Raw genomic sequence first — 23,388 nt, forward strand, 5'->3', positions numbered from 1 at the left:
TTGTGGTATGACCGAAAGGGACTCTGGAATGAAGATGAGACTGTTCGCGTTCATCGCCGTCGTGATGTGTGTTGAGATCACGGCTTGGGCTGCGGAGCGGCACATGATGCAACCAGTCGTACCTGCCGATAAATTGGCTGAAGCAAGAGCGCTGAGGAATCCCTTGGCTCACTCTTCCGAGGTGATTGAGCAGGGCAAGTCGGTCTACAACGGCAAGGGTGGCTGTGTCACCTGCCATGGAATAGATGGAGACGGCAAAGGGCCGGGAGCTGTCAGTATGAATCCCGCGCCGCGTAACTTTCAGCATCATGGTTTTTGGCGCCATCGTACCGAAGGGGAAGTCTTCTGGGCCATCAAATATGGTTCACCTGGGACCGCTATGATTGCATTCGGTTCGGTCTTGTCCGACGAGGAGATCTGGGCTCTTATTCAATATGAGCGCACCTTCGCGGGAAAACACGGACCGGGCATGATGGGGCATGGAGAGGGTATGGGACCCATGATGGGTTCGGATGGCGGTATGGGGGGGAGAGGCGGAATGGGGCATCGAGGACGAAGAGGTGGATCGGATGAATAATGGCCTAGGTGTGTAACGGCGGTGCCGGACAATGCAGACGTCGGAGCTATCAACAACCATCAATGGGGAGGAAGTGCGATGACCACGTTGGTGAGGCCAGGAGTTCCTGTCGGAGGGTTCAAGACTGTCGGGCAGATACGTGCGACGAACCGGCTTGTGTTTCGTCGTGATCAGAATGCCATGGGAATTGCGGTTGAGCTGCTGAGCACCCACACGCCGGGTGCACCGATTGTCGACGAAGGGGGCGACTTTGTCGGCTTTATCAGCGAGTTCGATATTCTTCGGGCGCTGGAGGCGGGGAAGGATCTCAACTGTCTGAAGGCCGAAGATGTGATGGCCAAAGAGCGTATCGCCGTGACCGATGAGACAAGTGTCGATGAGGCGGTGAAGCTCATGGAGGATAAGCGGCTCCTGAGCCTACCGGTGAGAAAGAATGGGAAGGTTACGTACTCGATCACACGCCATGATCTCTTGAGGGCCTGGATTGGGCTGGGAGTGTCCATCGAAGATCAAGCTGGCTGAAGCCGCAGGCTCCCGGTCATTTACGTTGGTTGCTCGCGGGTAGCGAAGGGCGGAAGGGAGCATGCCTTCTAAAAATCGAGATGACCTCGGTCGCACGTATCATGGGTCTAACGCTGGAGGTACTGGTCATGACGAAGTTGAAGAGCCTATGGATCGCTGGAGTTGGGGGAGCCGCGTTGATCGTCGCGATGACCGCGTTCCCGAGTTTTGTGGCCGAGGGCCAGGCGATGATGATGCATGGTGGCCACGATCAGGCTGAAGAGGAGGACCATGGGGGGCACTATCTCAAACATCTGCTGAAACATGCCAAGGAGATCGGCCTGACGGCAGAGCAAATCGGCAAGCTGAAATCCGTGCAATTGGATTTCAAGCGAACAGAGGCTCGGTTGGAAGCTGATACGAAAGTCGCCAAGCTCGAACTGCAGGCCTTGTTGGAAGATGAGAAGACGGATCTCAATACAATACAAGCGAAAGTCGATCAACTGAAGAAAGCGGAAGCGGCTTGTCTCTTCACGGCCATCAAAAGTAAGCGCAACGCCATGGTCATCCTGACTCCAGATCAACGAGAAAAAGAACGTGCTGTCCATGAGCAAATGATGAGTGGTGGTCAGCATGGGGCTGGAGGTGGAGGGATGGGCCATGGTGGGATGATGGGTGGCATGATGGGATCCATGGGAAGTGGCAGTCATGGACAGAGCAGCGGTGATCATGGGAGTGGAGGAGCCGGCGGAGGGCAACAACATCAACATTGATGCTTGGGGTAGCTTGGTGGTGCCGAGATGTTCTGTGAGAAGAGAAGGGTATACATGCATGGACGTATTCTGATGAGTATTCTGGTAGTCGCCTTGACTGCCTCGTGGGCTCTGGCTCAGAGCCACTCTGGAAACACGAAGAGCGGGGAGCGAATCTTCCAACAGCACTGTGCTGGTTGTCACGGAGCTACTGGCGATGGGCTTGGGCCTGAGATCAAGGAATTGATCGTGCCTCCGGCAAATTTCCGTGCCGTGAAGTCACGGACCAAGACCGATATGGACCTCTATCTCGCGATCAAACAGGGAGTGCTCTTCAGTCCGATGCATGGGTGGGCGGATCGGTTGTCCGAGCAAGAGATTCGTGATGTCCTCAACTATATTCGTATGTTGGCTCCTTTCCACCCTCTCGGATAGCTCTGGTCCATCTCTGCCCCCGAACGTAACGTTGGTCAGCGAGGCGGAGTCGTCGTCGTGAGATCTTATGTTTGGGGGTGGTATTCCGACTGGTTCGTTTAGTAAGCTGTGGCCGTTGTGCCGTGACGAGCCTCGTCCGGCATCACGCGGTGGCATAAACGAACCATGTGTTATCCAGGGAGGGTCGACCATGACGACTCGTAACGATGAGGATTCAGGATTGGCGGTGGCGCTGGCATTTCTCGGCGGAGCCATGATGGGGATCATGACGGGGTTTCTTTTGGCTCCAAGGTCCGGCGAGGACACGCGGCGAGAGCTCAAAGGCTATGCAAGAAAGACGGAAGACGACGTGATTGAGAAAGCCAAAGAGGCTCGGGCGGCGCTTGATGACGTCATTAACCGGGGCCGACAATTCGTCGATGAACGCCGGGCTGATGTTGAAGCGGCGTTGCAAGCCGGCAAAGACGCGATACGAGAGCGGAGAGAGCGATAAGCGCGTCGGTTCTTCGGAATGGGCGAGAACGAAATAGAATGACGGTGTCGGTGCGGGTACGACGGGGGAATCTATGAGCGAGCACAACACGATCACGGCATTGTACGCGGAGGATCATGACCGGCTGGATGAATTGTTCAAGACCTTTCAGGCATCGAAACGATCGGATTTTGCCAAGGCGAAGGACGCGTTCAAGGAGTTCAAAGTCGGGCTCCAGCGGCATATCATCTGGGAAGAGGAGCTGCTGTTTCCAATGTGGGAAGAGAAAACCGGGATGATTGAAGACGGGCCGACACCCGTAATGCGATTTGAGCATGAACAGATCAGGCAGCTGCTGGACGCGATTTATCGGAAAGTGGAGAGTCAGGATCTCAATAGTGATCAAGAGGAGCAGTTGCTGCTTAACCTCTTGGGTTCTCACAATCGGAAGGAAGAGCGGGCGCTCTATCCTGCCATTGATAACGTCACCAATGCGGACGAGCGCACCACGATCTTCAACACCATGAAGACGATTCCGGAAGATCGGTACAATGCCTGCTGCAGTGGGCACTGATGGGTTATATGAACCCGGGCTGTCTTGTTTGTTCAGGCTATCTGGTTTGGTGTATTGATTGACTCAGGGAAACAAAGTGGTCGATGCAACAAGAGAGACCAAGCAAACCAAATGAAGAAGAAAGCCTGGTTAAACGTAGTCAGTGTCCTGCTCGCGGGTTGGGTGGGAATGGAGACAGCGCCCCTAGCCGATGACGCCTGGGCAGAACCTTTGTCCAGCCAACCGAGCGGGAAACTAAAGGGTAATATCCTGCGGGGGCGAGACATCTTCAACGGGAAGGGGGTCTGCTACTACTGTCACGGTGTCGACGGGTATTTGTATCGCCTACCTCGCCTGGAAGCCGATACCGCCAAGCTCATCGCGAAGCTGAATCCGCCCCCCTCGGATTTGCGCAACCCCGACGTGTTACATTTGAAAACCAATCAGGAACGAGCCCGCGCCATCCGAGAAGGCCATCCCGGCACCGGCATGTTTCCTGACACCACCATGACCGACCAAGACCTCGCCGACACGTTGCTCTACCTCGCCCTCATCAGAAAAGACCCGCATCCGGAGCAGTAGACCCTGGTCAGAGATTCATTTCACCTATTTCACCGCAGGTGTGGATAACAAGGCTCTGTGTGGACGGGGCAATGGATCTGGCCCATTCGGTTTCATTTGTGCAGGAGTGGGTATTGTCTAGAAACGGAGGCTAACTTATATTACGTGGCCATGAATATTTATTATATTCTTGCCGTTGCTTTTGGAGCAGCGGCTTTATTCTGCGGGTACAAGGGCTCCACCATAGACTCACAGAATAGTGCTGAAGACGCCAAACGCAATGCTCAGCAGCAGACGGAATAAATTGAAGGTCAGCTTAAAGATTTAGGCAATAAGATTCAGGCACTTCATTCTAGCTCGATCCCATCCGACGCTGAAAAAGACGTAAGGCAGGTCCAGAACGAATACAATTTCATCGCTGAAGCGCGTTTTATGGAAATCTGCCTATAGAGGTGGAGCAACACAAAGGTCGTAGTGCTACCAAGACAATTCAGCAACTTGAAACAACGCGCCAAGTTGAGTCGCACGTTCATAGGTTAGAGGCAGTTGTCAAAGACCTTGTATCAGTCTTCAATACCAGGAACCCGAGCAAGCCCATAACGCTTAGGTTCTCAGAATTCCCGGTCGATCTCTTCGATTCTGATGCAAGGGGAAATATCAAACTCTATTGTCGTTCGCTCCAGATTCTCACTGAGCCATCCGTTTCGTGTGGTATCCGGACGGGACGCCTGCTCTAGAATTCACTCGGCTTATATCTCAAGATAATCCTGGGAAAGACAGGGAGTTCTTCATAACGAATGATTCTATTCGGCTCATACTATGGGTGGGAATTTTAGGCCGTCATTAAATCAGAGCATCTCAGAAGATCTAAAACACCGTGTCACGAAAGATATTCCACAAGCCGCGGTGCCGATGGAGAATTTCGATCAAACAGCAAAGGCAATACTTGAAACTGTAATCAAGCACCAACTTTTTCAGCAATCGATCAAACGGTGATTGATTAGGTGGTCATATTCAGGGAGCTGACGCCTCTCTGGGTACTCACCTCTCATCTCATCTGGTAAGTCTGTTAACCACTCGTATCCTCGCATCCACGATTCGGCAGCCTTGGCCTGGCGGAAGGGCGAAGATCGGGTTTAGATCGATCTCGCTAATTTCTGGAATCTCTTCGACAAGGCGGGAGATCCGCAACAAGGTTTCTTCCAGAGCTTCTAGATCGGCCGGTGGTTGGCCTCGATAGCCGGTCAGCAGCCGATAGCCCTTGATTGCCCGGATCATTTCTGTGGCGTCACGGTCGGTGAGCGGCGTGATGCGGAACTGCACATCGCCGAGAATCTCGACGTGAATCCCTCCGAGGCCAAACGCGATCAAGGGTCCGAATAGGGGGTCCTCAGTAACCCCGATCATGACTTCCACACCACCGGTAACCATCGATTGCACGAGCACACCCTCCATGGCGTCGAGCTGGTTGGCTTCCATGAGTCGCGTTTTAATCGAGTCGAATGCCTTGCGCACCGCTTGTTCGTCCCTGAGATTCAGTTGCACTCCGCCGATTTCGGTCTTGTGCACGATCTGATGAGAGGCTAGTTTGACAGCAACCGGATAGCCGGCGCGACGAGCCAAAACGCCAGCTTCATAAGCTGTCTTCGCCACTCCACCTGGCTGAACGGGGATCTTCATCGCGCTCAGGACGTTCCTAGTTTCGTCCGTCGTCAACCAACCGACGCCGCGTTGAGATAGTGCAGTGGAACAAGTCGTTCGTACGGCGGCAAGATTGAGATCGTCGAAGTCGGGCACCATGCCGGTCGGCTGTCGGCGCCACTCCGCGTACATCATCGTTTTACCGAGCACGAGGGCGGGGGTCTCCGGCAATTGGTAAGCGGGGATAGTCTCTGTTTGAGAGTGAAACGTTCGGTCGCGATCACCTTCGGCCATCCAGCTGATGAACACGGGCTTGGCCTTGGCGCCCGCGTTTCGACCATTTTTAATTCCAGACATGATGCCGCGAGCGATATCGGCTGTGTCCGTGACGGTCACAGCCATATACAGAATGATCAACGCGTCGATCTCATTCGCCAGAAGGAGGGTTTCGATTCCCTTGGCGTATTGATCCGGTGTGGCGGAAGCGATCAAATCGACGGGATTGATTAGCGCGGCGGCCGACGGAAGAAAGGGAGCGAGCGAGGCCTTGGTGTGGGAGGACAATTCCGGAACCACCAACTCGTATTGCTCGCACGCATCGGTACAGAGAACGGCCGGCCCTCCCGCGTTCGTGATGATTCCGACTCGCCGTCCGAGTGGGAGAGGTTGATTCGAGAGACCGGCTGCCACGCTGAGCAATTCGTCGAGTGATTCGGCACGAATGACGCCGGCTTGATGAAACAACGCATCGACGGCCGCATCGCTGGCTGCCAGCGCGGCTGTATGAGAACTGGCCGCTCGTCGCCCCGATTGTGATCGTCCAGCTTTGACCGCGACGATCGGTTTACGGCGACTCACGCGCCGCGCGATGCGGGCGAATTTTCGAGGATTGCCCAGGGACTCCATGTAGAGGAGGATGACATTGGTGGATGGGTCTTCTTCCCAATATTGCAACAGATCGTTGGTGGATACATCGGCCTTGTTCCCCACACTCACAAAGGAAGAAATGCCCACATGAAACCGGTGTGCGCCGGCAAGAGTCGCAACCCCGATGGCGCCGCTTTGCGACGACATGGCCGCGCGACCTCGAGGAGGAAAATGCGCGGTGAAGGTGGCATTTAGTTGCACGTGAGGGTCCGTGTTCAAGATTCCGAAACAATTGGGCCCGATCATGCGCATACCGTATTGCCGGATCTTACCAACCAGCCGTTTTTGGTGCTCCGCCCCTTCGGTTCCCACTTCGGCAAAGCCTGCCGTAATGACCACCAATGCCCGGATACCTTTACCCGCGCACTCATCGACGACGGACAACATGTGTTCTCGCGGTACGGCGATGATGGCGAGATCCACTGACTCAGGGATCGCATGGATTGACGGATGAACAGGGACGCCGGCGATCTCAGAGGCATACGGGTTGACCGGATAGATGGCACCCTGAAATTGATTGGTTCGAAGTGCATCGAGGAGCCGATAGCCGATGCTCTTGAGATCGCGCGATGCACCGACCACTGCCACGGATTGTGGGTGAAAAAAAGGCCGGAGTGATGCGGTGGTAGCGAGCCGTTCTCGAACCTCGACACGGGTGACCGTCGTTTCCGTCGGAATCAACGACAGCTCCACTTCCATGTCTTCGCCTTCGTACGCTTCATGGGAAGTAAACCCCGATTCTCGGAAGACTTCGCGCATGGCCAGATTATCGGCATGAGTGACCGCCCACAGGTGAGTAAAGCTGTGTCGAATAGCGATCAGAGCCAGTCGTTCCAGCAACAGCGTCCCCAGGCCTTTGCCATGGAATTCGTCGTCCACCGCCATGGCCACCTCGGCGGTGTGTATATCCTTCGCCCAGTAGGAGCCCACAGCAATAACGCGCTGCCGCCCTTCCCATGTTCGTGTCACGAGCAGCGTGAGTTGCGAACGAGGATCGGAAGAATCACACAAACCGGCGACGGCGTCAGCCGACGGTATGCTTTCCGAGAAAAACCGGTGACGTCTGGATTCGGGTGACAAGCGGCTGACGAACTGCTGCAGTAGTGTCGCATCAGCCGGTTTGGCCGGTCGGATGGCGGCGGTCGACCCGTCCCGCATGATGAGCGAGCCGGACTCGGTGTGGTCGATCTCCAGCTGTGGAATATAGTGGGGACGGACCAGTCTCATTGTATGCCTATGCTCCAGACCATGAAACTATCATCCAGAGTGCATATCCAGTTATACAACTCGAGAGAACCATAGTATTCCGCGATCGGCAACTGTTGCATCGTGAGGATCTGTTGTAGAGAATGCGGGGAGCCCGGCGCTACAGAACAGCTCAATCATATTGAGATGCCGGAGAGGACACGATCGCTCTCATGCCGTTGTCAGCCGAAAGCATTCGGACGTCACCGAGCACTAGCTGCTGAGGTCCTGCGGCGAGACCGACCTAATGTAGGACAACACATCCAGCATTTGCTGATCCGTCAGCTTCCCTCGAAAGCCGTGCATGGGGCTGAACAGCACGCCGTTCGAGATAGCCACCAGGAGTTCCCAATCGGTCTTGGAACGACTTTTGGGGGATTGGAGATTGGCCGGCGGGATGACTAAGTCCTTGCTGTCTGGACCGTTCCCGTCGAGTTTGACCCCATGACAACGGAGACACTGTTGCTCGTACACGTGTTGCCCAGCCTTCGCATCCCCTCGGATCACTTGAGCGAAGACCACAGAAGTTGAGACGGAAATGAGTGCCATCGCGAGGATCAGTATCGTCTTCATCTTCAATCCTTTCACCGTAGGACCAGTACCGGACAGGTAACATGATGCACGACCGCGTGGGAGACGCTCCCTAAGAGGAAGCGGGAGATTCCTTTGCGCCCGTGAGAGGTCACGACCACCAAATCCTTATCCTTCGCCTCCTGTTCGATCACGGCGGCGGGATTCCCCTGGACGACCTTTGTCGTCACTGTATGTTGAGCGCTCACAAGTTTGCCCGCAGTCGATTGCACGAGTTCCCCCGCGTAATGTTGCACATCCTCCACCCAGGCACTGATTTCCGGTCCGGCATAGGGCTCATTGACTCCGATCGGGACGACGGCGTGGAGCACCAGCAGTTCAACGGGATTGGCGAATGGATGCTGCGTGAGCCATCGGACGACACGGTCGGCGTCGTCTCGATCCTCAATGGCGACGAGCACCCGTTGAGCCTTGCGGGAGGCTCCCTTGAGGATTAACGTCGGACGGGAGCTGTGCATGAGTACCCGATGGGAGACGCTGCCAAGAACGACTTCGGACAGACGGCTTCGCCCTCGGGCACCAATCACGACCAGATCGGCCGAGAGGGTACTCGCGCTATCGAGGATGAGCTGAGCGGGATTGCCGATTTCATTGACTTTCCTGATCGGTGTGATCTCCGCCGGGACCATGGCCGCAGCGCGCTCCAGCAATTGACGACCCGACTCGACCATCGCATGGCGGAAATCATCGTACCCTTGCACGTTACCGGCTTGGGCCACGAACGGATGCTCGAGAATCCCTAATTCGATGCCGTGGATCAACGTGACATCGGTGGGATGATACAGTTGAAACGTCTGGGCAACTGCAGCGAACGCCTGATCTGACCAATCGACGCCGATGACGACTCTCATCTTGTGACCTTTCCCATCCGATCTTTACAATAACGGATGTGGTGCCGTCCCGAACGGAAGCACGCGCGGTGATTCACCGAGATTGCCACGAAGACGCCACGCTCCCTCTTCGCGGACGAGGTAATGTATTTCTTCATACCAACTGTCGATGGGGACATAGAGACCACTGGTTTTCGATCTCGCCCGGAGATGGCCGGTACAGGTGGCCTCCAGCACTGCATCGCGACCCGCTCCGACCGTGGTCATTTTTGTGAAGAGGTTGTAGTGAGGGGAATACATAGCCATGACCTTGTCGAGGTCGTGGGCCTTGATGGCCTCCTCCGCCTGCTCAAAGGTGCTGAGCACGGCTGTGAGCGTTGGCTGGTCGACTTCGATGACTGAACCGGTTGGAGGAACGACGATTTTTGCCTCGGCTGTTCCCATACCCGCAAGGAAGGCGACGGTGACTGTCAGATGGGTGATGGTCCATGCTGTTGTGCCTCTCACGATTGTGTTACCTCCTTCCGGTATCGATGCGCTTCGAGAACATGAGACTAATCTATTTCATCTCGTCCATGTGACGCGCACAAAATCTTCATCCTTGTCGTAATGCAACTCCAGCTCACCGTGATAGGCGTGCTTCAGGGCTTCACCGATGCGTCTCGGTAAATGGCTGTCAGTCGTGGAAATAACGAGGCCTTCGGGCTTGGTTTCGATCGACATGATTCGAGACAGAGGGTGTTCATGCTTTTCTGTTTCTTCCTCATTCTTCACCAGGCCGATCACTTGTTCAGGTTGCTCATCCTTAAAGGAGCCTTTGAGGGTAACGAGGCCCTTCGGGTACTTGTCGCGGATTCTCATGCAAGCCGGGCAGATGATCTCATCAGCGTCCGCCGGTTTCGTGCCCCAAGTCCACCGTCCCTTATGAAACAAGGCCCCGCATTCGGTACAGACCGTCGGTTCCGTGAGTTTTCCACGCAGCTTATAGGTATCGTGCTGATACTCCTGGACGGTCCGATCGTGTCGAGCTCCCAGACTCGCCGGTGTCTTGGTCTTCGCGGTCATGCGTGCTCCTTTAGTGTGGCGGTGAGGCCGTTGCAGATGGCGCCCGTTCCTTCCATGCCAACAGCGATTCATCCGCCAAATTTAAATACTCCACCACATCGTGATCGCTGACCTGCGCAAAGTCGATATAGTGATTGCCTACGGCCCAGAACGGTTCTGGTGTAGCCAGGACGACTAACTCATCCACCTGTCGGCGGGCTTCTTGGATGGTGTCCGGTGGGCCAACCGGAATGGCGCCGATCAAGCGACCTGGCTTGAAGTGTCTGATAGATTGGGCGGATGCAAAGAATGTGGACCCGGTCGCGATTCCATCATCCACGAGGATCACGATGCGGTCTGTGAGTGTGGGAAGATGTCGGCCCTGACGATAGAGAGCCTGCCGTCGGGCGATCTCTTGTTGTTGGACATGCACCATAGCCTCGATGTCCTTGGGAGAAAACCCATAGGCTGCCATAGCCGAAGAGTTCAGATGGACGGCTCCTCTTTCCCCCACTGCACCCAATGCGAATTCAGAGTTGTCCGGCGCGCCCAGCTTTCTGGTGATGAAGACGTCCAGCGGGAGGTGCAGTCCCAAACTAAGTTGGTATCCAACTGCCACCCCTCCACGAGGGAGTGCCAGAATGAGCGCTGCTGGGTCTTCACGGTACTGGATCAGTCGGTCAACGAGCCGTCGACCGGCCTCTTCACGATTCCTGAACATCTCACAAGCCTTTGTGTGTCCGGTTCAACCAATCAACCTTTCAATCTATGCAAGACCGCTCGTCATGCCGATACCGATCAGAAACATCGCCATGAAGATCAGCATCAGCATGAGCAGCAGATGATGGTGCGGCTCGCCTTCTTTGTGATCCCAATGGACGTCCCACGGAATCTCAAGGTAACGGGGATGGCGAAACATGGCGTCCTCCTTATCCGAACAAGGCTCAAGGGGATATCACGATCGAGTCATCAGCAGTAAAGAATTGTCTCTTAGCCTCAACCTGAGCCTCGCCCTCTCCCTTTACGACACCTTGACTTCGATCGCTTTGGGTTTGGCCTTTTCAGACTTTGGTAAATGGACTTTCAACACGCCGTCCTTGTACTCGGCATTGACCTTGGACCCGTCGGCATCTTCGGGGAGGGTAAAGCTCCGCATGAAACTGCCATAGGCTCGCTCGACGCGGTGATATTTTTTGCCTTTTTCTTCCTTCTCGTATTTCCGCTCGCCACTGATTGCAAGCACATCGTCATGGACATTGATCTTGATCTCTTCCTTCTTCATCTCGGGAAGTTCCGCCTTGATGACGTATTCCTTCTCATCTTCTGAAATATCCACCAACGGCGCCCATTCAGCAACCGAGATGGACTCCTTCTTATCGGTGCTGGCTGGACTTGGTGTACGCCCGAAGTAGCTTGAGAGTCGTTTCTCCATCTCTTCGAGTTCCTTGAAAGGATTCCATCGTGTCGTCGGTTCCCATCGTGTCAACGCGCTCATGACCAGTGCCTCCTTGTGAATGATATGGGCTATTGAATCTCCTCTATACCCAGCTCTGTGCATCGACGGTGCCAAAATGGTCGGAAGGGACATCGGCAGACTCTCTCTCAAAAAATACAGGGAGTTTGATCGCTGTGGATGGCAGCCGTAAAAAGGCAAGCAATTGAACTGTGGCATTACGGGGCAGTGGCATCTAAGAGGCTGTCGCCCCTTTCGCCATCCTGGAGAGCGAGATCTCAGAAAAATGAGTGCCCCCTCTGCCGAATCCTTTTTCAGTCCGGTGGCTCGGCCATCAGATCGGCACTAAAACTCTGAAGAGCATCGTCACGAGCGCTGCAAAGTTTGCTGGCATCAGGCCCTTCGTCAGTGGCATGGCCGTAACGGCGTCAAAAACTTAACAGCGCACGACATTCTGATCCGCAGTCCGTCCATGCGCGGAGTCGCCGAGGAGGTACCAGGCGCCTACAAGGATGTCAGCGAGGTGGTGGACGCGGCGGATGGCGCGAAGCTGACGAAGAGGGTAGCCAGGCCGGAACCGCTCGTGTATGTCAAGGGGTAAAAAGTGCGTGCCTCCTTGATGAGGTAAAGAAGTTGGAGGCTGTTTTCCTGACGAGTCACACGGCCGCTTAATGCTGTGGTGATGACAATGTCCTCAATACGTACGGAAGAGACTGGTACAGAGGGCGACGACTCTGGACGTTCCGATCCTAGGCGTTTTTCTAGTCATGCATGCCCGTATTACTGGAGCATCACTCATCCAGCTGTTCGGCGGTTTGGTGCTCTTGTTTGGTCTCTGTGATAAGGCCTACAATTGCGACCTCGCTCATGGCATCGAAAATTACCAAGAAAAATCCACAACAACCACGCGCTCGCGTGCGAAACCTCATCGCTTCTCCGCGGCGTAGTGCCGTATCGTTGTCCGAAGAAGAGCTGTTTGCCAAGGCATTCCGTTTGAGTCCCCATCCAATCGGCATCACCGAGCTGGAGTCGGGGCATTGTCTTGAAGTCAACGATGCGTGCTTAGAGATCTTTGGGTTCCGACGCGACGAAGTGGTGGGCCACACGACGTTGATACTGGGGATTTGGCCTGATCCTCAAGAGCGGGTCCGCTTCATCGATCGGCTGAAATCCGAAGGGACGGTTCGGAATCTCGAAGTCTCCATGCGGATGAAAAACGGGAACCTGCGCCAGTTTCTCATCTCGACAGAATTGATCGCTCTCAATGGGAAGCAGTGCCTGCTGACCATGGGTAACGACATCACCGAGCGGAAGCAGGCGGAAGAAGCATTGCGTCAGAGTGAAGAACGGTGGCAGCTCGCCGCAACAGGGACAACTGATGGGATATGGGACTGGGACGTTGCTGGGCATACTGTGTTCTTATCCGCGCGGTGGAAGCAGGTGCGTGGCTACTGCGAAGCAGAGATCGGTGTGGATGAGACTGAATGGTCGTCTCGGATCCATCCGGAAGACCTCTCACGGGTGATGGCAACGGTGCAATCCTATTTCAACAAGGAGATCCCCACGTTTGAATGCGAATACCGTACAAGGCGCAAGGACGGAACTTATTACTGGGTCAACGACCGCGGGGTTGCCGTCTGGGACGCACAAGGTCGAGTGGTGCGCATGGTGGGATCTGAAACGGACATCACCGAACGCAAGCGGGCCGAGGCGGAGTTGCGGCACAGCGAAGAGCAATTTCGGACGGTCGTGGAGTCGGTTCCGAACGGAATCCTCTCGGTGGATGGTGGGGGTCGGATCGTCCTTGTCAATGGGCAGATCGAGCGACAGTTCGGCTATCGCCGAGAGGAACTCATCGGCCACCCTGTCGAAATGCTGCTGCCTGGGCGCATTCGCAAGGACCATGCCGGTTTGCGGGAAACGTATCAAGAGGCTCCGGAATTCAGATCAATGGGCCGCGGGCGCGACCTCTATGGGCTGCGCAAGGATGGAAGCGAGCTTCCCATCGAAATTGGGCTGTGTCCGGTCGAGACGATCTCAGGGACGATGGTGCTTGCCTCGGTCGTGGACATTACCGAACGCAAGCAGCGTGAGCATGCCCTCGCCGAGCAGCGCCGCCTGTACAAGACGGTCACCGACAATGCGGTGCTCGCGCTGTTCATCATGGACGATCGCCAGCAATGTGTGTTCATGAATCCCGCCGCCGAGGCTCTCACTGGCTTCGCATTAGCGGAGGTCATCGGGCGCCCGCTGCATGATGTCGTTCACCACACCCGTCCTGACGGTTCGCATTATCCTCTGCGTGAGTGCCCGATCGATCAGGCTTTTCCGAAGAACGATCTCGAGCAGGGCGAAGAGGTATTCGTCCACAAAGACGGCCACTTTTACCATGTCGCCTTTACGGCCAGCCCGATTCGCAATGAACTCGGCCAGCCGGTCGGCACAGTCATCGAGGTGCAGGACATCACCGAGCGCAAGCGGGCGGAGAGTGCCCTGCGCGAAAGCGAGGAACGGCTGCGGTTGTTCGTCGAGTACGCGCCCGCGGCTATCGCCATGTTCGACGAGGAGATGAAATATCTCGCGGTGAGTCGGCGGTTTCTGAACGATTATCACGTCGCGGAATCGGATGTGATCGGGCGGTCACATTACGACGTGTTCCCCGACATTCCCGACCGTTGGCGTGAATACCATCGGCGCGGTTTGCAGGGCGAGGTGTTGCGGGAGCAGGAGGATCGGTTCGAGCGGGCCGACGGTACGATTCAGTGGCTGCATTGGGAGATTCATCCCTGGTATGGCCACGGCGGCGGAGTCGGCGGCATTTTGATCTTTGCGGAAGACATCACCGAGCGCAAGCGGGTAGAAGAGGCGCTGGAGCAAAGCCGGGAGGACTTGGACCGAGCCCAAGAGGTCGGACAGATCGGCTGGTGGCGACTCGATACCAGGCGGAACGTCCTCACGTGGTCCGACGAAAATCATCGCATCTTCGGCGTGCAGAAAGGGACGCCGTTGAGCTACGAGAGTTTTCTGGCCGTCGTCCATCCCGATGACCGGGAGGATGTGGACAGGCAATGGCAGGCGGGGCTGCGGGGTGAGCCGTACGACATCGAACACCGTATCGTGGTGGAAGGGCAGGTCAAATGGGTGCGCGAGAAGGCCTATCTGGAATTCAACAAGGCCGGCGCGCTCTTGGGCGGCTTCGGCATCACCGAGGACATCACGCAGCGCAAAGAGGCCGAAGCGGCGTTGCAGGAGAGCGAAGAACGCTTCCGCACTATGGCTCAGGCGGTTCCCAGCTTTCTCTTCGAGACCGATGCGGCGGGCTGGAATGTCTGGACCAGCGAGGGCTGGTGTCGGTTCACCGGGCAGACGCCGGAGCAAGTCGCCGGGCATGGCTGGGCTAATGCGCTGCATCCTGACGATCGAGCGGCAAATATCGATCGTTGGGTGCAATGTATGAAGGATGGCGTACCCTTCGAGGCGCAGCAACGGTTGCGGCGCACCGACGGGACCTATGCATGGGTCATTGCCCGGGCGTTGCCGGTGCGCGACGACCAAGGAACGATCCGTCGTTGGGTCGGGTCGGTCACGAATGTGGATGACATTGTGCTCGCGCGGGAGGCGCTGCGCGAACGCGAAGAACGTTTGCGTTATCACGTGAGCAATGCCGGTCTGGCCGTCATCGAGTGGGACGTGCAATGGCAGGTCACCCGCTGGGAAGGCGAAGCCGAACGGATGTTCGGCTGGACCGCCCAGGAGATGCTTGGCAAGCGACTGCCTGATTTGAAGCTAGTTTATGGCGACGATATTGCCCGCGTGCAGCAGGTGATGGCGCAACTGAGGGACGGCGTCACGCGCACGCTGGTGTCCCACAATCGGAACTACACAAAGAGCGGCGGCGTCATCCATTGTATCTGGCACAACTCCGTGTTGCTGGGCGGCGAGGGCCGCCTGTCTTCCGTGCTGTCGCTGGTGCAGGACAATACGGCACAGGTCGAAGCTGAAGCGGCGCTGCACGAACTCAACCAAACACTTGAGCAGCGCGTCACTGAGCGCACGAGGGCGTTACGAAAAGGCGAGGAGCGGTTTCGCACATTTCTCGGTAATGCGCCGAATGTTACGTTCATGAAGTCCTCTGATGGACGGTATCTGTATGTAAATCGCCGATTTGAGGAGGCATTCCAACTCGAGCAGAACGAGATAGTCGGCAAGACGGATATGGAGCTGTTCTCGCGAGAACAGGCTGAGCAGTTTCATAACCATGATCGCGCTGTATTCGATGCAGGAAAAGCCGTGGAATTCGAGGAGACAGCGCTCTACGCCGACGGTCGCCATACGAATATCGTCCTCAAGTTTCCCGTGCGAGATGGAGCGGGGCACGTCTACGCGATTGGAGGAATCGTCACCGATATTACCGATCGCAAAAAGATCGAGCTGGCGTTGCAGCAGAACCAGCGGGTCCTCCAAGAACAACGACAAGAACTGCAACGGCTCACCGAACAATTGTTCACGGCTCAGGACGGCGAACGCCAGCGGATCGCGCGCGATTTGCACGATGACTTCAGCCAGCGGCTGGCTGCACTGGTGCTCGATGTGGCGGCACTCCAACGGCATCCGCCGCTCTTGCCTGAGGTGCTCGGTAAAACCTTGGAACCGGTTCGAGCAGAATTGACGCAGCTCTCGAACGATCTCCACACCTTAGCTTACCAGCTGCACCCGTCCTTGTTGAAACATGCGGGGCTGCAGGCGGCCATCGAGGACCATATCGACAAGGCGATCGAGCGGACGGGACTCAGTATCACCTTGAAAACCAACGACCTTCCCGCTTCGATCCCGCTTGATTGGTCCACCTCCCTCTTTCGCGTGTTCCAGGAGAGTCTTCAGAATGTCGTGAAGCATGCGAAGGCCACAGAGGTGTTGGTCAGGCTGAGCGGCTCGTCGAGAGGGATCGGCCTCTCCGTGGTCGACAACGGCAAGGGATTCGATGCGCGCGACAAGAGCGGTCGTCAGAAGGGGATAGGGTTGATCAGCATGCAGGAGAGGCTGCGGTTGATGAACGGATTTCTCAACATCCATTCCAGGCCGGCGGATGGGACCAAGGTCTGTGCCTGGATTCCATTCCAGGAGAAGACACCGTGACGCGTCCTCGTATCTTGATGGCGGATGACCATTCGCTCGTGCTGGCCGGCCTCCGAAGACTGGTTGAGGAGGAAGGGGACGTGGTCGGCACCGTCGAAGACGGACGGGCCTTGATCGAGGCAGCGCAAAGGCTGCGGCCGGACCTCATTCTCTTGGACATTTCCATGCCACTGCTCAATGGCCTGGACGCAGCTAGACAACTCACGAAACTGGTGCCGGACAGCAAGATGATTTTCTTGACCATGCATGCCACCCCCACCTATGTGACTGAGGCCTTTAAGGCCGGGGCTGTAGGCTACTTGGTTAAACAGTCCGCGGAGGCGGAGCTCAAGCAGGCCATCCAGGCGGTCCTGAAGGGTCAGCACTATATGACGCCGTCGGTGACCAAGGATACGTTGGGGACGAAGCTCCATCCATCCGAGGGTCCTGCGTGTAAACGGCCTGTGACCACCCTCACCGAGCGTCAGCGGGAAGTATTGCAACTCATCGCGGAGGGGAAAGGCACCAGGGCGATCGCCTCCATGTTGCATATCTCCATCAAGACCGTGGAATTCCATCGGACCAGGATCATGGAGGAGCTGAATCTTCATTCGACTGCTGAGCTCACCAGATATGCCGTCAGTGAGGGCTTGGTGAGTCTCTGAACAGTCCCATCGTTTGTTCGTCGCCTGGTTTGGTCACGCACTCCAGTAATATTTCGTCACGTATCTAGGCTTTGCCTAGTATTTCTCTGCGATTCGTTCACCTACGATGCGCCGCATGGGATGTGAACTTCACACAGGGGGAGGTGTCCTATGGTATTCCCGGCCATCATTGTGCGTGTCCACCATGCGTTAGAGCAGCTCGGCACCGATTGTTCCATGGAAGAGCTGGTAACCCTCTGTCCGGAACTCACGTGGAACCAAGTGTTCCTCGCGATCGATTACTTGAGTCGAAACGGGCAGATTCACGTGACACTGGATGGCGACAGGACCTATAGGGTGCAAGCCCATCACGCCGACACTTTCTCGGCTTCCTCAGCGGTGCCGGCGTCTTTGTAAACATTCTGAAAATTTCGCTCTGGACTAGGGAATTCCTAGGTCTGCCCAAAGTAGGAATAGTGCTAGAGTTCAGCTTCCACACAGTCTCACGAGAGATGTAGCCGGAGTATCTCGATGGAAAAATGTCAACACGTGTCAAGAGACGAACATTCGACGATCGAAGAAGCGGAGGTGTCTATGGAAGCCCACATGATTCAGGAAACTGGTCGGAGACCCAGTAGCACCACCTTGCACGCGTTCTGCACTCACCAACGGGTCATCGATGACGTCCTGACCAAGGGCGGCAAACGGACCGGCAAGGTTCGATGCCTTGAATGCGGGACCATCTTCGACGATCCCTACATGGGGCTGAGGTGAATGTGACCTGTGTGCGCTGGATCCTTGTTTCGCTTGGTGGTGCCTCTCTCAAAGACATCATTTTTAAGAGTTTAGTGTCGTCGTTTCAATTTGGTGACCCTGAATGGCATTCAAACTGCCCCCCAAACATCCCCGTTCCAAAGCGAAGCGAAGGACTGATGAACCAGAAGGGAGAGAGTCATGAAAGTTATCATTCGTTCTCCAGGTGGCCAGCTTGAAGAAGTGGTTCTTGAATGCCCCGGCTTGACCTGGAACCAGGTCTTCTGTGAGCTGGACCGTATGAGCCGAGCAGGACAAGTCCAACTGACGATGAAAGGTCCTGGCCACTACGCGGTATCACACTCAACATCATGCACCTCCCTCATATAACGATCAAGGAAGGAGAGATGGGGTAATGAAGCCACTCGTCGCGGATAAGTCACGCAGGAAGAAGCACTCTGAATCTATTCAAGGTCGGGAGCCGGCTGTGCTCCGGAAGGAATCGATTCATAGCCAACCAGTTTCGCCTCCTGATGATATACAAGCTCGTATCTCCGACCATGCCTATGAACTCTACGCCGAACGTGGCTATCGACAGGGGTATGCGCTCGAGGATTGGCTGGAGGCGGAGCGAGCGATCCGCGGTCCCGAACGCAATGCGTAGCAACGTCTGGCTCGGTTGTGCTGTTTGGGCTATCCAGAATAAGAAGGGAGTGTCCATGAAACAACGAGTGGCTACCATGTTCGGGGTTATCATATTGTTGGTGGTCGGAACCCTCACTGTCGGAGGAACAACCTACAGTGACAGGAAAGAGAAGATCGGCAAAGCTGAGATGGCCGCCGCTGCCAAGGTGACGATTGAGCAGTCTATTAAGACCACATCGGAGAAAGCTTCGGGCAAGATCATCAAAGCCGAACTGGAAAAGGAACATAACAAGCTGGTCTGGGAAGTCGAGGTCGTGACGGTAGAGAACAAGACGATGCAGATGAGCTCTTCCCGTCTTGTCTGAAAAGGGGAGAGTCCGCACCATGGCGAATGGGCATGACTACCGATGAAGTAGACGGTTTGACCCGAAGGCGGTTGATTAGTCGTGGTGCAGTAATTGAAGGACGGCGAGGGATCGTGCCTCGATCTCGTAGGGCTCGCCTCCTTTGATGGGACGGACCTTCTTAAGATGGAAACTACTCGCAGACGTGTCGAGTAAGGGCCGCCAGCGGACACCGCGCTTGTGTGCCGGAAGGGTAAAGGGAAGCGGTGTATGGTGGGCGTTGAGCAGAATCAGGAGCGTATCGTCGATGATGGGCCGGCCCTTTTCATCGGTTTCGGCGATCGCATCGCCGGCCAGACGCAAGGCAAGTGATTGGGCATACCCGGCGTCCCAGTCCTTATCGGTCATCTCTTTCCCGTCCGGCCGGAACCAGGCCAGATCTTTGACTTCCGATCCGCGAAGGCGTCGGCCTTGAAAAAACCGCCGGCGTCGCAGGACCGGGTGTTCCTTGCGGAAGGCAATCATGCTGCGAACGAAAGTCAGTAGATCGCGCTGAGCCTGGTCCAACGTCCAGTCGTACCAACTGATCTCGTTATCTTGGCAGTAGGCGTTGTTGTTGCCTTGTTGCGTCCGACCGATCTCGTCACCTCCGCAGATCATCGGCACACCTTGTGAGAGTAAGAGCAGCACCATGAGGTTCCGCTTTTGGCGCTCGCGGAGTTCGATGACGGCCGGATCGTTCGTCGGGCCTTCCACATCGCAATTCCAACTGAGATTATCTTCGGTCCCGTCACGGTTGTTCTCGAGATTGGCCTCATTGTGTTTGGAGTTGTAGGAGACCAGATCGTGCAACGTGAATCCGTCGTGCGCCGTGACGAAGTTCACGCTGGCAAACGGACGCCTGCCGCTTCCTTCGTAGAGATCGCTGCTGCCCGTCAGTCGGTAGGCCAGCTCGGCCATCTGCCCCCCGTCCCCTTTGACATAGCGCCGGATGGTATCCCGATATTTCCCGTTCCACTCGGCCCAACCGACGGGGAAATTACCGACCTGGTAGCCGCCCTCGCCGACGTCCCAGGGTTCGGCGATCAGTTTGACTTGGGACAAGATAGGATCCTGATGGAGGATGTCGAAGAAGGCGCTCAGCCGGTCGACCTCGTGCAGCTCCCGCGCCAGCGCTGAGGCAAGGTCGAAGCGAAAGCCGTCGACATGCATGTCCATCACCCAGTATCGCAGGCTGTCCATGATGAGTTGGAGGGTGCGTGGGTGTCTGACGTTCAGCGTGTTTCCACAACCGGTGTAGTCCATGTAATGCCGTGCGTCACCCGGTACCAGCTTGTAATACGAAGCGTTGTCGATGCCGCGAAAGCACAGGGTCGGGCCGAGATGATTGCCTTCGGCGGTGTGGTTGTAGACGACGTCCAGAATGACTTCGATCCCCGCGCTGTGGAGGGTTTTGACCATCGTTTTGAACTCGCGCACATAATGTCCTTGGACGGGAGAGACCGCATACCGGATATCCGGCGCAAAAAATCCCAGAGTGTTATAGCCCCAATAATTCGTCAGTCCGCGATCCGAGAGCTGCCGGTCGCGGACAAAGTGGTGTATCGGCAGGAGCTCGACCGCCGTAATGCCGAGGTCAACCAAATAGTCGAGCATGGCCGGAGTGGTCAGGGCTGCATAGGTTCCGCGCATGTGTTCCGGGACATCTGGGTGTCGGGCGCTTATGCTCTTGACGTGGAGCTCGTAAATAATGGTTTTGTCCCAGGGCGTTTTGAGCCGGTGATCGCCTCCCCACGTGAAGGCCGTATCGATGACGACGCACTTGGGCATATTCGCCACGTTGTCTCGGTCATCAAGAGAGAGATCGCCATCGGGGTCGCCGATTCGGTAACCGAACATGGCGTCCGTCCATCCGATGCTACCGGCGATGGATTTGGAATAGGGATCGATGAGCAGTTTGTTGGGATTGAACCGATGTCCTTCCTCGGGCTCGTAGGGGCCGTGTACGCGATAGCCATAGTGTTGGCCAGGCCAGAGCCCCGGCACATACACATGCCAGACCTGGTCGGTGCGTTCCTCGAGGCGAATTCGATGGGATTCCTTCGGAGCGTCCGGCCCGTCAAACAGACACAGTTCCACCGCCGTCGCGTTCTCGGAAAAGAGCGCGAAGTTGATACCCTCTCCGTCCCACGTCGCACCCAGGGGATAGGGATGACCGGGCCAGGTTCGTAGAGATTGTCCTGCCACCATGGCGTTTCCCCCTTTCCGTCCGATAGCGCGACCTCACCTTAACGATCGTCGCGTGTTTGCGCAAGTCGGGCTCCATGTGGAAGCTTGAAGAAGCAATCTACCAGTGACATAGAGCATTTCATTCAGGCAGACTGTGAACGAGGTTACGGGGTGAATACGCACGCTGACAAGACCTGGCGATTGGATCTCGGCGCGAACTGCGTCGGTTCATCGGCTGTGCGGTTTCGCGTGTGGGCTCCCCGCGTAAACCAGGTTTCCGTGCACGTACTCAATCAAGAAGGTCATGATCCGCTTCCGATGGAGTCGCGGGGGCAAGGTTATTTTGATCTCACGGTCGAGGGTGTTCGAGCAGGCGATCGCTATCGCTATGTCTTGGACGGCGACAAGGTTCGGCCAGATCCGGCATCCCGGTTCCAACCGGACGGTGTCCACAAGGCTTCCGCCGTGGTCGATCCCGACGCATTCGACTGGACGGATCGTGGATGGACAGGACCCGTGCTCAAAGATCTGATCATCTACGAACTCCACACGGGGACGTTTACACAGACCGGCACGTTCGAGGCGATCATCCCTTACCTGGAGTATCTCAAGCAGGACGTGGGGATCACGGCCATCGAACTCATGCCTGTCGCGCAGTTTCCAGGCACACGGAACTGGGGCTATGACGGGACCTACCTATATGCACCCCATTCAACCTATGGCGGGCCGCAGGGGCTCAAGACGCTTGTCAATGCCTGCCATGTCGCCGGGCTGGCGGTCATCTTGGACGTGGTCTATAACCATCTTGGTCCCGAAGGAAATTATTTGGCCGACTTCGGTCCTTACTTCACCGATCGCTATCGCACGCCCTGGGGTCATGCAATCAACTACGACGGATCAGACAGCGACGAAGTCCGGCACTTCATGATCAGCAATGCGTTGTATTGGGTGACCGAATACCACATCGATGCGCTTCGGTTGGATGCGATCCATGGGATGTACGATTTCAGCGCCACCCATATTCTCCAAGACTTGGCCGAGGCGGTGCACGATCAAGGGGGGCGGCTCGGGCGACGGATCTTCGTGACCGCAGAAAGCGCGCTGAATGACACGCGGGTCATCACGCCTCCAGGGCAGGGCGGGCATGGACTCGACGGACAATGGAACGATGACTTCCACCACGCGCTCCGGACCGTACTGACGAAGGAGCGGGCCGGGTATTATCAAGATTACGAAGGACTGAAGCCTCTGGCGACGGCGATGCAGGAGGGGTTTGTCTATACCGGTCAGCATTCACGGTATCACAGGCGTCGTCATGGGAACTCGTCGAAAGGCTGCGCGCCATCCCGATTCATCGTGTTCACACAAAACCATGACCAGATTGGAAATCGGGCGTTCGGTGATCGCCTGAGCACCCAGGTGCCCTTCGAGGCGCTCAAGGTCGCGGCCGCAGCCGTCCTGCTGTCCCCCAATATTCCGCTCCTCTTCATGGGGGAAGAGTCAGGCGAGACCGCGCCGTTCCTCTACTTCATCGACCATGGTGACCCGGGGTTGGTCGAAGCGGTGCGCCGCGGACGGCGGGCGGAGTTTGCGTCGTTTGCGTGGGAGGGAGAGATTCCGGATCCTCAAGACCCGCTCACTTGTGAACGATCGCGAGTTCACATCGACGGTCCGTTGGATCCTCGTCGAGCTGCCCAGCTGAGGTGGACCAGACGGTTGATTGAGCTTCGGACTGCGATACCATCGCTGGGAACCGGGGGCAGCCCATCCGAACACCACGTCAGGGCCTACGAACAGGATCAGGTATTGGTCATCCATCGCCGGGGGGACCGAGGACCGGACGCCCTGTTGATCTTGAGCTTCAACGGCGAACGGACGTCAGTTCTCCTGCGAGAACCGGTGGGAGACTGGCGTCTTCGGCTGGAGTCAACGGGAACGGAGTTCGACGGTGGCGGGCGGGAACGTCTTCAGCAGAGGCTGGTTATCGCGTCGGAGGGCGTGACTCTCCCTCTTCCGGCCTATGCCGTTGCGGTGTTCCTGCGGGAGGCTTGATCCCTTCATCATTATGACTGATAC

The 23,388-nt window shown here is 56.3% G+C and carries 23 protein-coding genes and 1 pseudogene; 15 read left to right on the forward strand and 9 right to left on the reverse strand.

The genetic code is table 11. The features are described from left to right. The first annotated feature begins 28 nt into the window (after positions 1–28). The 7 genes from ACYX34_RS11790 to ACYX34_RS11820 all read left to right on the forward strand — a co-directional run bounded on the left by ACYX34_RS11790 (position 29) and on the right by ACYX34_RS11820 (position 3,872). On the forward strand, positions 29–577 hold the full coding sequence (locus tag ACYX34_RS11790; RefSeq protein WP_462076759.1) for a c-type cytochrome: 549 nt from the start codon (positions 29–31) through the stop codon (positions 575–577). 78 nt (positions 578–655) lie between these two features. Further along, entirely contained in the window at positions 656–1,099 is a 444-nt protein-coding gene (locus tag ACYX34_RS11795) for a CBS domain-containing protein (protein WP_462076760.1), read from the forward strand. 128 nt (positions 1,100–1,227) lie between these two features. Beyond that, entirely contained in the window at positions 1,228–1,851 is a 624-nt protein-coding gene (locus ACYX34_RS11800; protein WP_462076761.1) for a Spy/CpxP family protein refolding chaperone, read from the forward strand. A 54-nt stretch (positions 1,852–1,905) separates the two neighbouring features. Beyond that, the gene (locus ACYX34_RS11805) at positions 1,906–2,265 is read left to right on the forward strand and encodes a c-type cytochrome (protein ID WP_462076762.1); all 360 of its coding nucleotides are present in this window, start codon (positions 1,906–1,908) and stop codon (positions 2,263–2,265) included. Positions 2,266–2,455: 190 nt separating this feature from the next. Beyond that, positions 2,456–2,758, forward strand: a complete 303-nt coding sequence (locus ACYX34_RS11810; protein ID WP_462076763.1) for a YtxH domain-containing protein — start codon at positions 2,456–2,458, stop codon at positions 2,756–2,758. 73 nt (positions 2,759–2,831) lie between these two features. Continuing rightward, a complete protein-coding gene (locus ACYX34_RS11815; RefSeq protein WP_462076764.1) occupies positions 2,832–3,311 on the forward strand; it encodes a hemerythrin domain-containing protein in 480 nt (159 codons plus the stop codon). Between the two features lie 111 nt (positions 3,312–3,422). Beyond that, positions 3,423–3,872, forward strand: coding sequence for a c-type cytochrome (locus tag ACYX34_RS11820; protein WP_462076765.1), 450 nt, complete (start codon positions 3,423–3,425; stop codon positions 3,870–3,872). 1,032 nt (positions 3,873–4,904) lie between these two features. On the opposite strand, the gene ACYX34_RS11825 is transcribed toward ACYX34_RS11820, so the two are convergent. The 8 genes from ACYX34_RS11825 to ACYX34_RS11860 all read right to left on the reverse strand — a co-directional run bounded on the left by ACYX34_RS11825 (position 4,905) and on the right by ACYX34_RS11860 (position 11,624). After that, the gene (locus ACYX34_RS11825) at positions 4,905–7,646 is read right to left on the reverse strand and encodes a bifunctional acetate--CoA ligase family protein/GNAT family N-acetyltransferase (protein WP_462076766.1); all 2,742 of its coding nucleotides are present in this window, start codon (positions 7,644–7,646) and stop codon (positions 4,905–4,907) included. Between the two features lie 231 nt (positions 7,647–7,877). After that, on the reverse strand, positions 7,878–8,237 hold the full coding sequence (locus ACYX34_RS11830; RefSeq protein WP_462076767.1) for a c-type cytochrome: 360 nt from the start codon (positions 8,235–8,237) through the stop codon (positions 7,878–7,880). Between the two features lie 11 nt (positions 8,238–8,248). Then, positions 8,249–9,106 (reverse strand): universal stress protein, encoded by an 858-nt coding sequence (locus ACYX34_RS11835; protein ID WP_462076768.1) that lies wholly within the window; start codon positions 9,104–9,106, stop codon positions 8,249–8,251. Between the two features lie 24 nt (positions 9,107–9,130). Next, positions 9,131–9,592, reverse strand: a complete 462-nt coding sequence (locus ACYX34_RS11840) for a hypothetical protein (protein WP_462076769.1) — start codon at positions 9,590–9,592, stop codon at positions 9,131–9,133. A gap of 57 nt (positions 9,593–9,649) precedes the next feature. Then, positions 9,650–10,150: a BCAM0308 family protein gene (locus tag ACYX34_RS11845; RefSeq protein ID WP_462076770.1), complete on the reverse strand. Its 501-nt coding sequence runs from the start codon at positions 10,148–10,150 to the stop codon at positions 9,650–9,652. A gap of 10 nt (positions 10,151–10,160) precedes the next feature. Then, the gene (locus ACYX34_RS11850; RefSeq protein ID WP_462076771.1) at positions 10,161–10,850 is read right to left on the reverse strand and encodes a phosphoribosyltransferase; all 690 of its coding nucleotides are present in this window, start codon (positions 10,848–10,850) and stop codon (positions 10,161–10,163) included. Positions 10,851–10,895: 45 nt separating this feature from the next. Next, positions 10,896–11,048: a hypothetical protein gene (locus tag ACYX34_RS11855; protein WP_462076772.1), complete on the reverse strand. Its 153-nt coding sequence runs from the start codon at positions 11,046–11,048 to the stop codon at positions 10,896–10,898. 102 nt (positions 11,049–11,150) lie between these two features. Beyond that, entirely contained in the window at positions 11,151–11,624 is a 474-nt protein-coding gene (locus tag ACYX34_RS11860; RefSeq protein WP_462076773.1) for an Hsp20/alpha crystallin family protein, read from the reverse strand. A gap of 349 nt (positions 11,625–11,973) precedes the next feature. On the opposite strand from ACYX34_RS11860, the pseudogene ACYX34_RS11865 reads away from it, so the two are divergent. From ACYX34_RS11865 to ACYX34_RS11895, 7 genes and pseudogenes are all read left to right on the forward strand, one after another. After that, positions 11,974–12,183: pseudogene (locus ACYX34_RS11865) on the forward strand (RtcB family protein); the annotation flags it as partial. A 266-nt stretch (positions 12,184–12,449) separates the two neighbouring features. Next, the gene (locus tag ACYX34_RS11870) at positions 12,450–16,718 is read left to right on the forward strand and encodes a sensor histidine kinase (protein WP_462076774.1); all 4,269 of its coding nucleotides are present in this window, start codon (positions 12,450–12,452) and stop codon (positions 16,716–16,718) included. Beyond that, positions 16,715–17,362, forward strand: coding sequence for a response regulator (locus tag ACYX34_RS11875; protein WP_462076775.1), 648 nt, complete (start codon positions 16,715–16,717; stop codon positions 17,360–17,362). Before ACYX34_RS11870 ends, ACYX34_RS11875 begins: the two co-directional genes overlap by 4 nt. A gap of 150 nt (positions 17,363–17,512) precedes the next feature. Beyond that, positions 17,513–17,758, forward strand: coding sequence for a hypothetical protein (locus ACYX34_RS11880; RefSeq protein ID WP_462076776.1), 246 nt, complete (start codon positions 17,513–17,515; stop codon positions 17,756–17,758). A gap of 114 nt (positions 17,759–17,872) precedes the next feature. Next, positions 17,873–18,115 (forward strand): hypothetical protein, encoded by a 243-nt coding sequence (locus ACYX34_RS11885; protein ID WP_462076777.1) that lies wholly within the window; start codon positions 17,873–17,875, stop codon positions 18,113–18,115. A gap of 394 nt (positions 18,116–18,509) precedes the next feature. Further along, the gene (locus tag ACYX34_RS11890) at positions 18,510–18,758 is read left to right on the forward strand and encodes a DUF2934 domain-containing protein (RefSeq protein WP_462076778.1); all 249 of its coding nucleotides are present in this window, start codon (positions 18,510–18,512) and stop codon (positions 18,756–18,758) included. Between the two features lie 55 nt (positions 18,759–18,813). Beyond that, positions 18,814–19,104 carry a PepSY domain-containing protein gene (locus ACYX34_RS11895; RefSeq protein ID WP_462076779.1) on the forward strand — a complete coding sequence of 97 codons (291 nt, stop codon included), beginning with the start codon at positions 18,814–18,816 and terminating at the stop codon, positions 19,102–19,104. A gap of 75 nt (positions 19,105–19,179) precedes the next feature. Here ACYX34_RS11895 and glgX read toward each other — a convergent pair whose 3' ends face one another. Then, positions 19,180–21,333: a glycogen debranching protein GlgX gene (gene glgX, locus ACYX34_RS11900; RefSeq protein ID WP_462076780.1), complete on the reverse strand. Its 2,154-nt coding sequence runs from the start codon at positions 21,331–21,333 to the stop codon at positions 19,180–19,182. A 150-nt stretch (positions 21,334–21,483) separates the two neighbouring features. Here glgX and treZ point away from each other — a divergent pair, with 150 nt between their 5' ends. Next, entirely contained in the window at positions 21,484–23,364 is a 1,881-nt protein-coding gene (gene treZ, locus ACYX34_RS11905; protein ID WP_462076781.1) for a malto-oligosyltrehalose trehalohydrolase, read from the forward strand. The last annotated feature ends 24 nt before the right edge of the window (positions 23,365–23,388 follow it).

Source organism: Nitrospira sp. CMX1, assembly GCF_054902215.1.

What these genes read in the sequence shown, in the direction of transcription:
- ACYX34_RS11790 (WP_462076759.1), top strand. Translation starts at nt 29, where the DNA reads ATGAAGATGAGACTGTTCGCGTTCATCGCCGTCGTGATGTGTGTTGAG.
- ACYX34_RS11795 (WP_462076760.1), top strand. Translation starts at nt 656, where the DNA reads ATGACCACGTTGGTGAGGCCAGGAGTTCCTGTCGGAGGGTTCAAGACT.
- ACYX34_RS11800 (WP_462076761.1), top strand. Translation starts at nt 1,228, where the DNA reads ATGACGAAGTTGAAGAGCCTATGGATCGCTGGAGTTGGGGGAGCCGCG.
- ACYX34_RS11805 (WP_462076762.1), top strand. Translation starts at nt 1,906, where the DNA reads ATGCATGGACGTATTCTGATGAGTATTCTGGTAGTCGCCTTGACTGCC.
- ACYX34_RS11810 (WP_462076763.1), top strand. Translation starts at nt 2,456, where the DNA reads ATGACGACTCGTAACGATGAGGATTCAGGATTGGCGGTGGCGCTGGCA.
- ACYX34_RS11815 (WP_462076764.1), top strand. Translation starts at nt 2,832, where the DNA reads ATGAGCGAGCACAACACGATCACGGCATTGTACGCGGAGGATCATGAC.
- ACYX34_RS11820 (WP_462076765.1), top strand. Translation starts at nt 3,423, where the DNA reads ATGAAGAAGAAAGCCTGGTTAAACGTAGTCAGTGTCCTGCTCGCGGGT.
- ACYX34_RS11825 (WP_462076766.1), bottom strand. Translation starts at nt 7,646, where the DNA reads ATGAGACTGGTCCGTCCCCACTATATTCCACAGCTGGAGATCGACCAC.
- ACYX34_RS11830 (WP_462076767.1), bottom strand. Translation starts at nt 8,237, where the DNA reads ATGAAGACGATACTGATCCTCGCGATGGCACTCATTTCCGTCTCAACT.
- ACYX34_RS11835 (WP_462076768.1), bottom strand. Translation starts at nt 9,106, where the DNA reads ATGAGAGTCGTCATCGGCGTCGATTGGTCAGATCAGGCGTTCGCTGCA.
- ACYX34_RS11845 (WP_462076770.1), bottom strand. Translation starts at nt 10,150, where the DNA reads ATGACCGCGAAGACCAAGACACCGGCGAGTCTGGGAGCTCGACACGAT.
- ACYX34_RS11850 (WP_462076771.1), bottom strand. Translation starts at nt 10,850, where the DNA reads ATGTTCAGGAATCGTGAAGAGGCCGGTCGACGGCTCGTTGACCGACTG.
- ACYX34_RS11855 (WP_462076772.1), bottom strand. Translation starts at nt 11,048, where the DNA reads ATGTTTCGCCATCCCCGTTACCTTGAGATTCCGTGGGACGTCCATTGG.
- ACYX34_RS11860 (WP_462076773.1), bottom strand. Translation starts at nt 11,624, where the DNA reads ATGAGCGCGTTGACACGATGGGAACCGACGACACGATGGAATCCTTTC.
- ACYX34_RS11870 (WP_462076774.1), top strand. Translation starts at nt 12,450, where the DNA reads ATGGCATCGAAAATTACCAAGAAAAATCCACAACAACCACGCGCTCGC.
- ACYX34_RS11880 (WP_462076776.1), top strand. Translation starts at nt 17,513, where the DNA reads ATGGTATTCCCGGCCATCATTGTGCGTGTCCACCATGCGTTAGAGCAG.
- ACYX34_RS11885 (WP_462076777.1), top strand. Translation starts at nt 17,873, where the DNA reads ATGGAAAAATGTCAACACGTGTCAAGAGACGAACATTCGACGATCGAA.
- ACYX34_RS11890 (WP_462076778.1), top strand. Translation starts at nt 18,510, where the DNA reads ATGAAGCCACTCGTCGCGGATAAGTCACGCAGGAAGAAGCACTCTGAA.
- ACYX34_RS11895 (WP_462076779.1), top strand. Translation starts at nt 18,814, where the DNA reads ATGAAACAACGAGTGGCTACCATGTTCGGGGTTATCATATTGTTGGTG.
- glgX (WP_462076780.1), bottom strand. Translation starts at nt 21,333, where the DNA reads ATGGTGGCAGGACAATCTCTACGAACCTGGCCCGGTCATCCCTATCCC.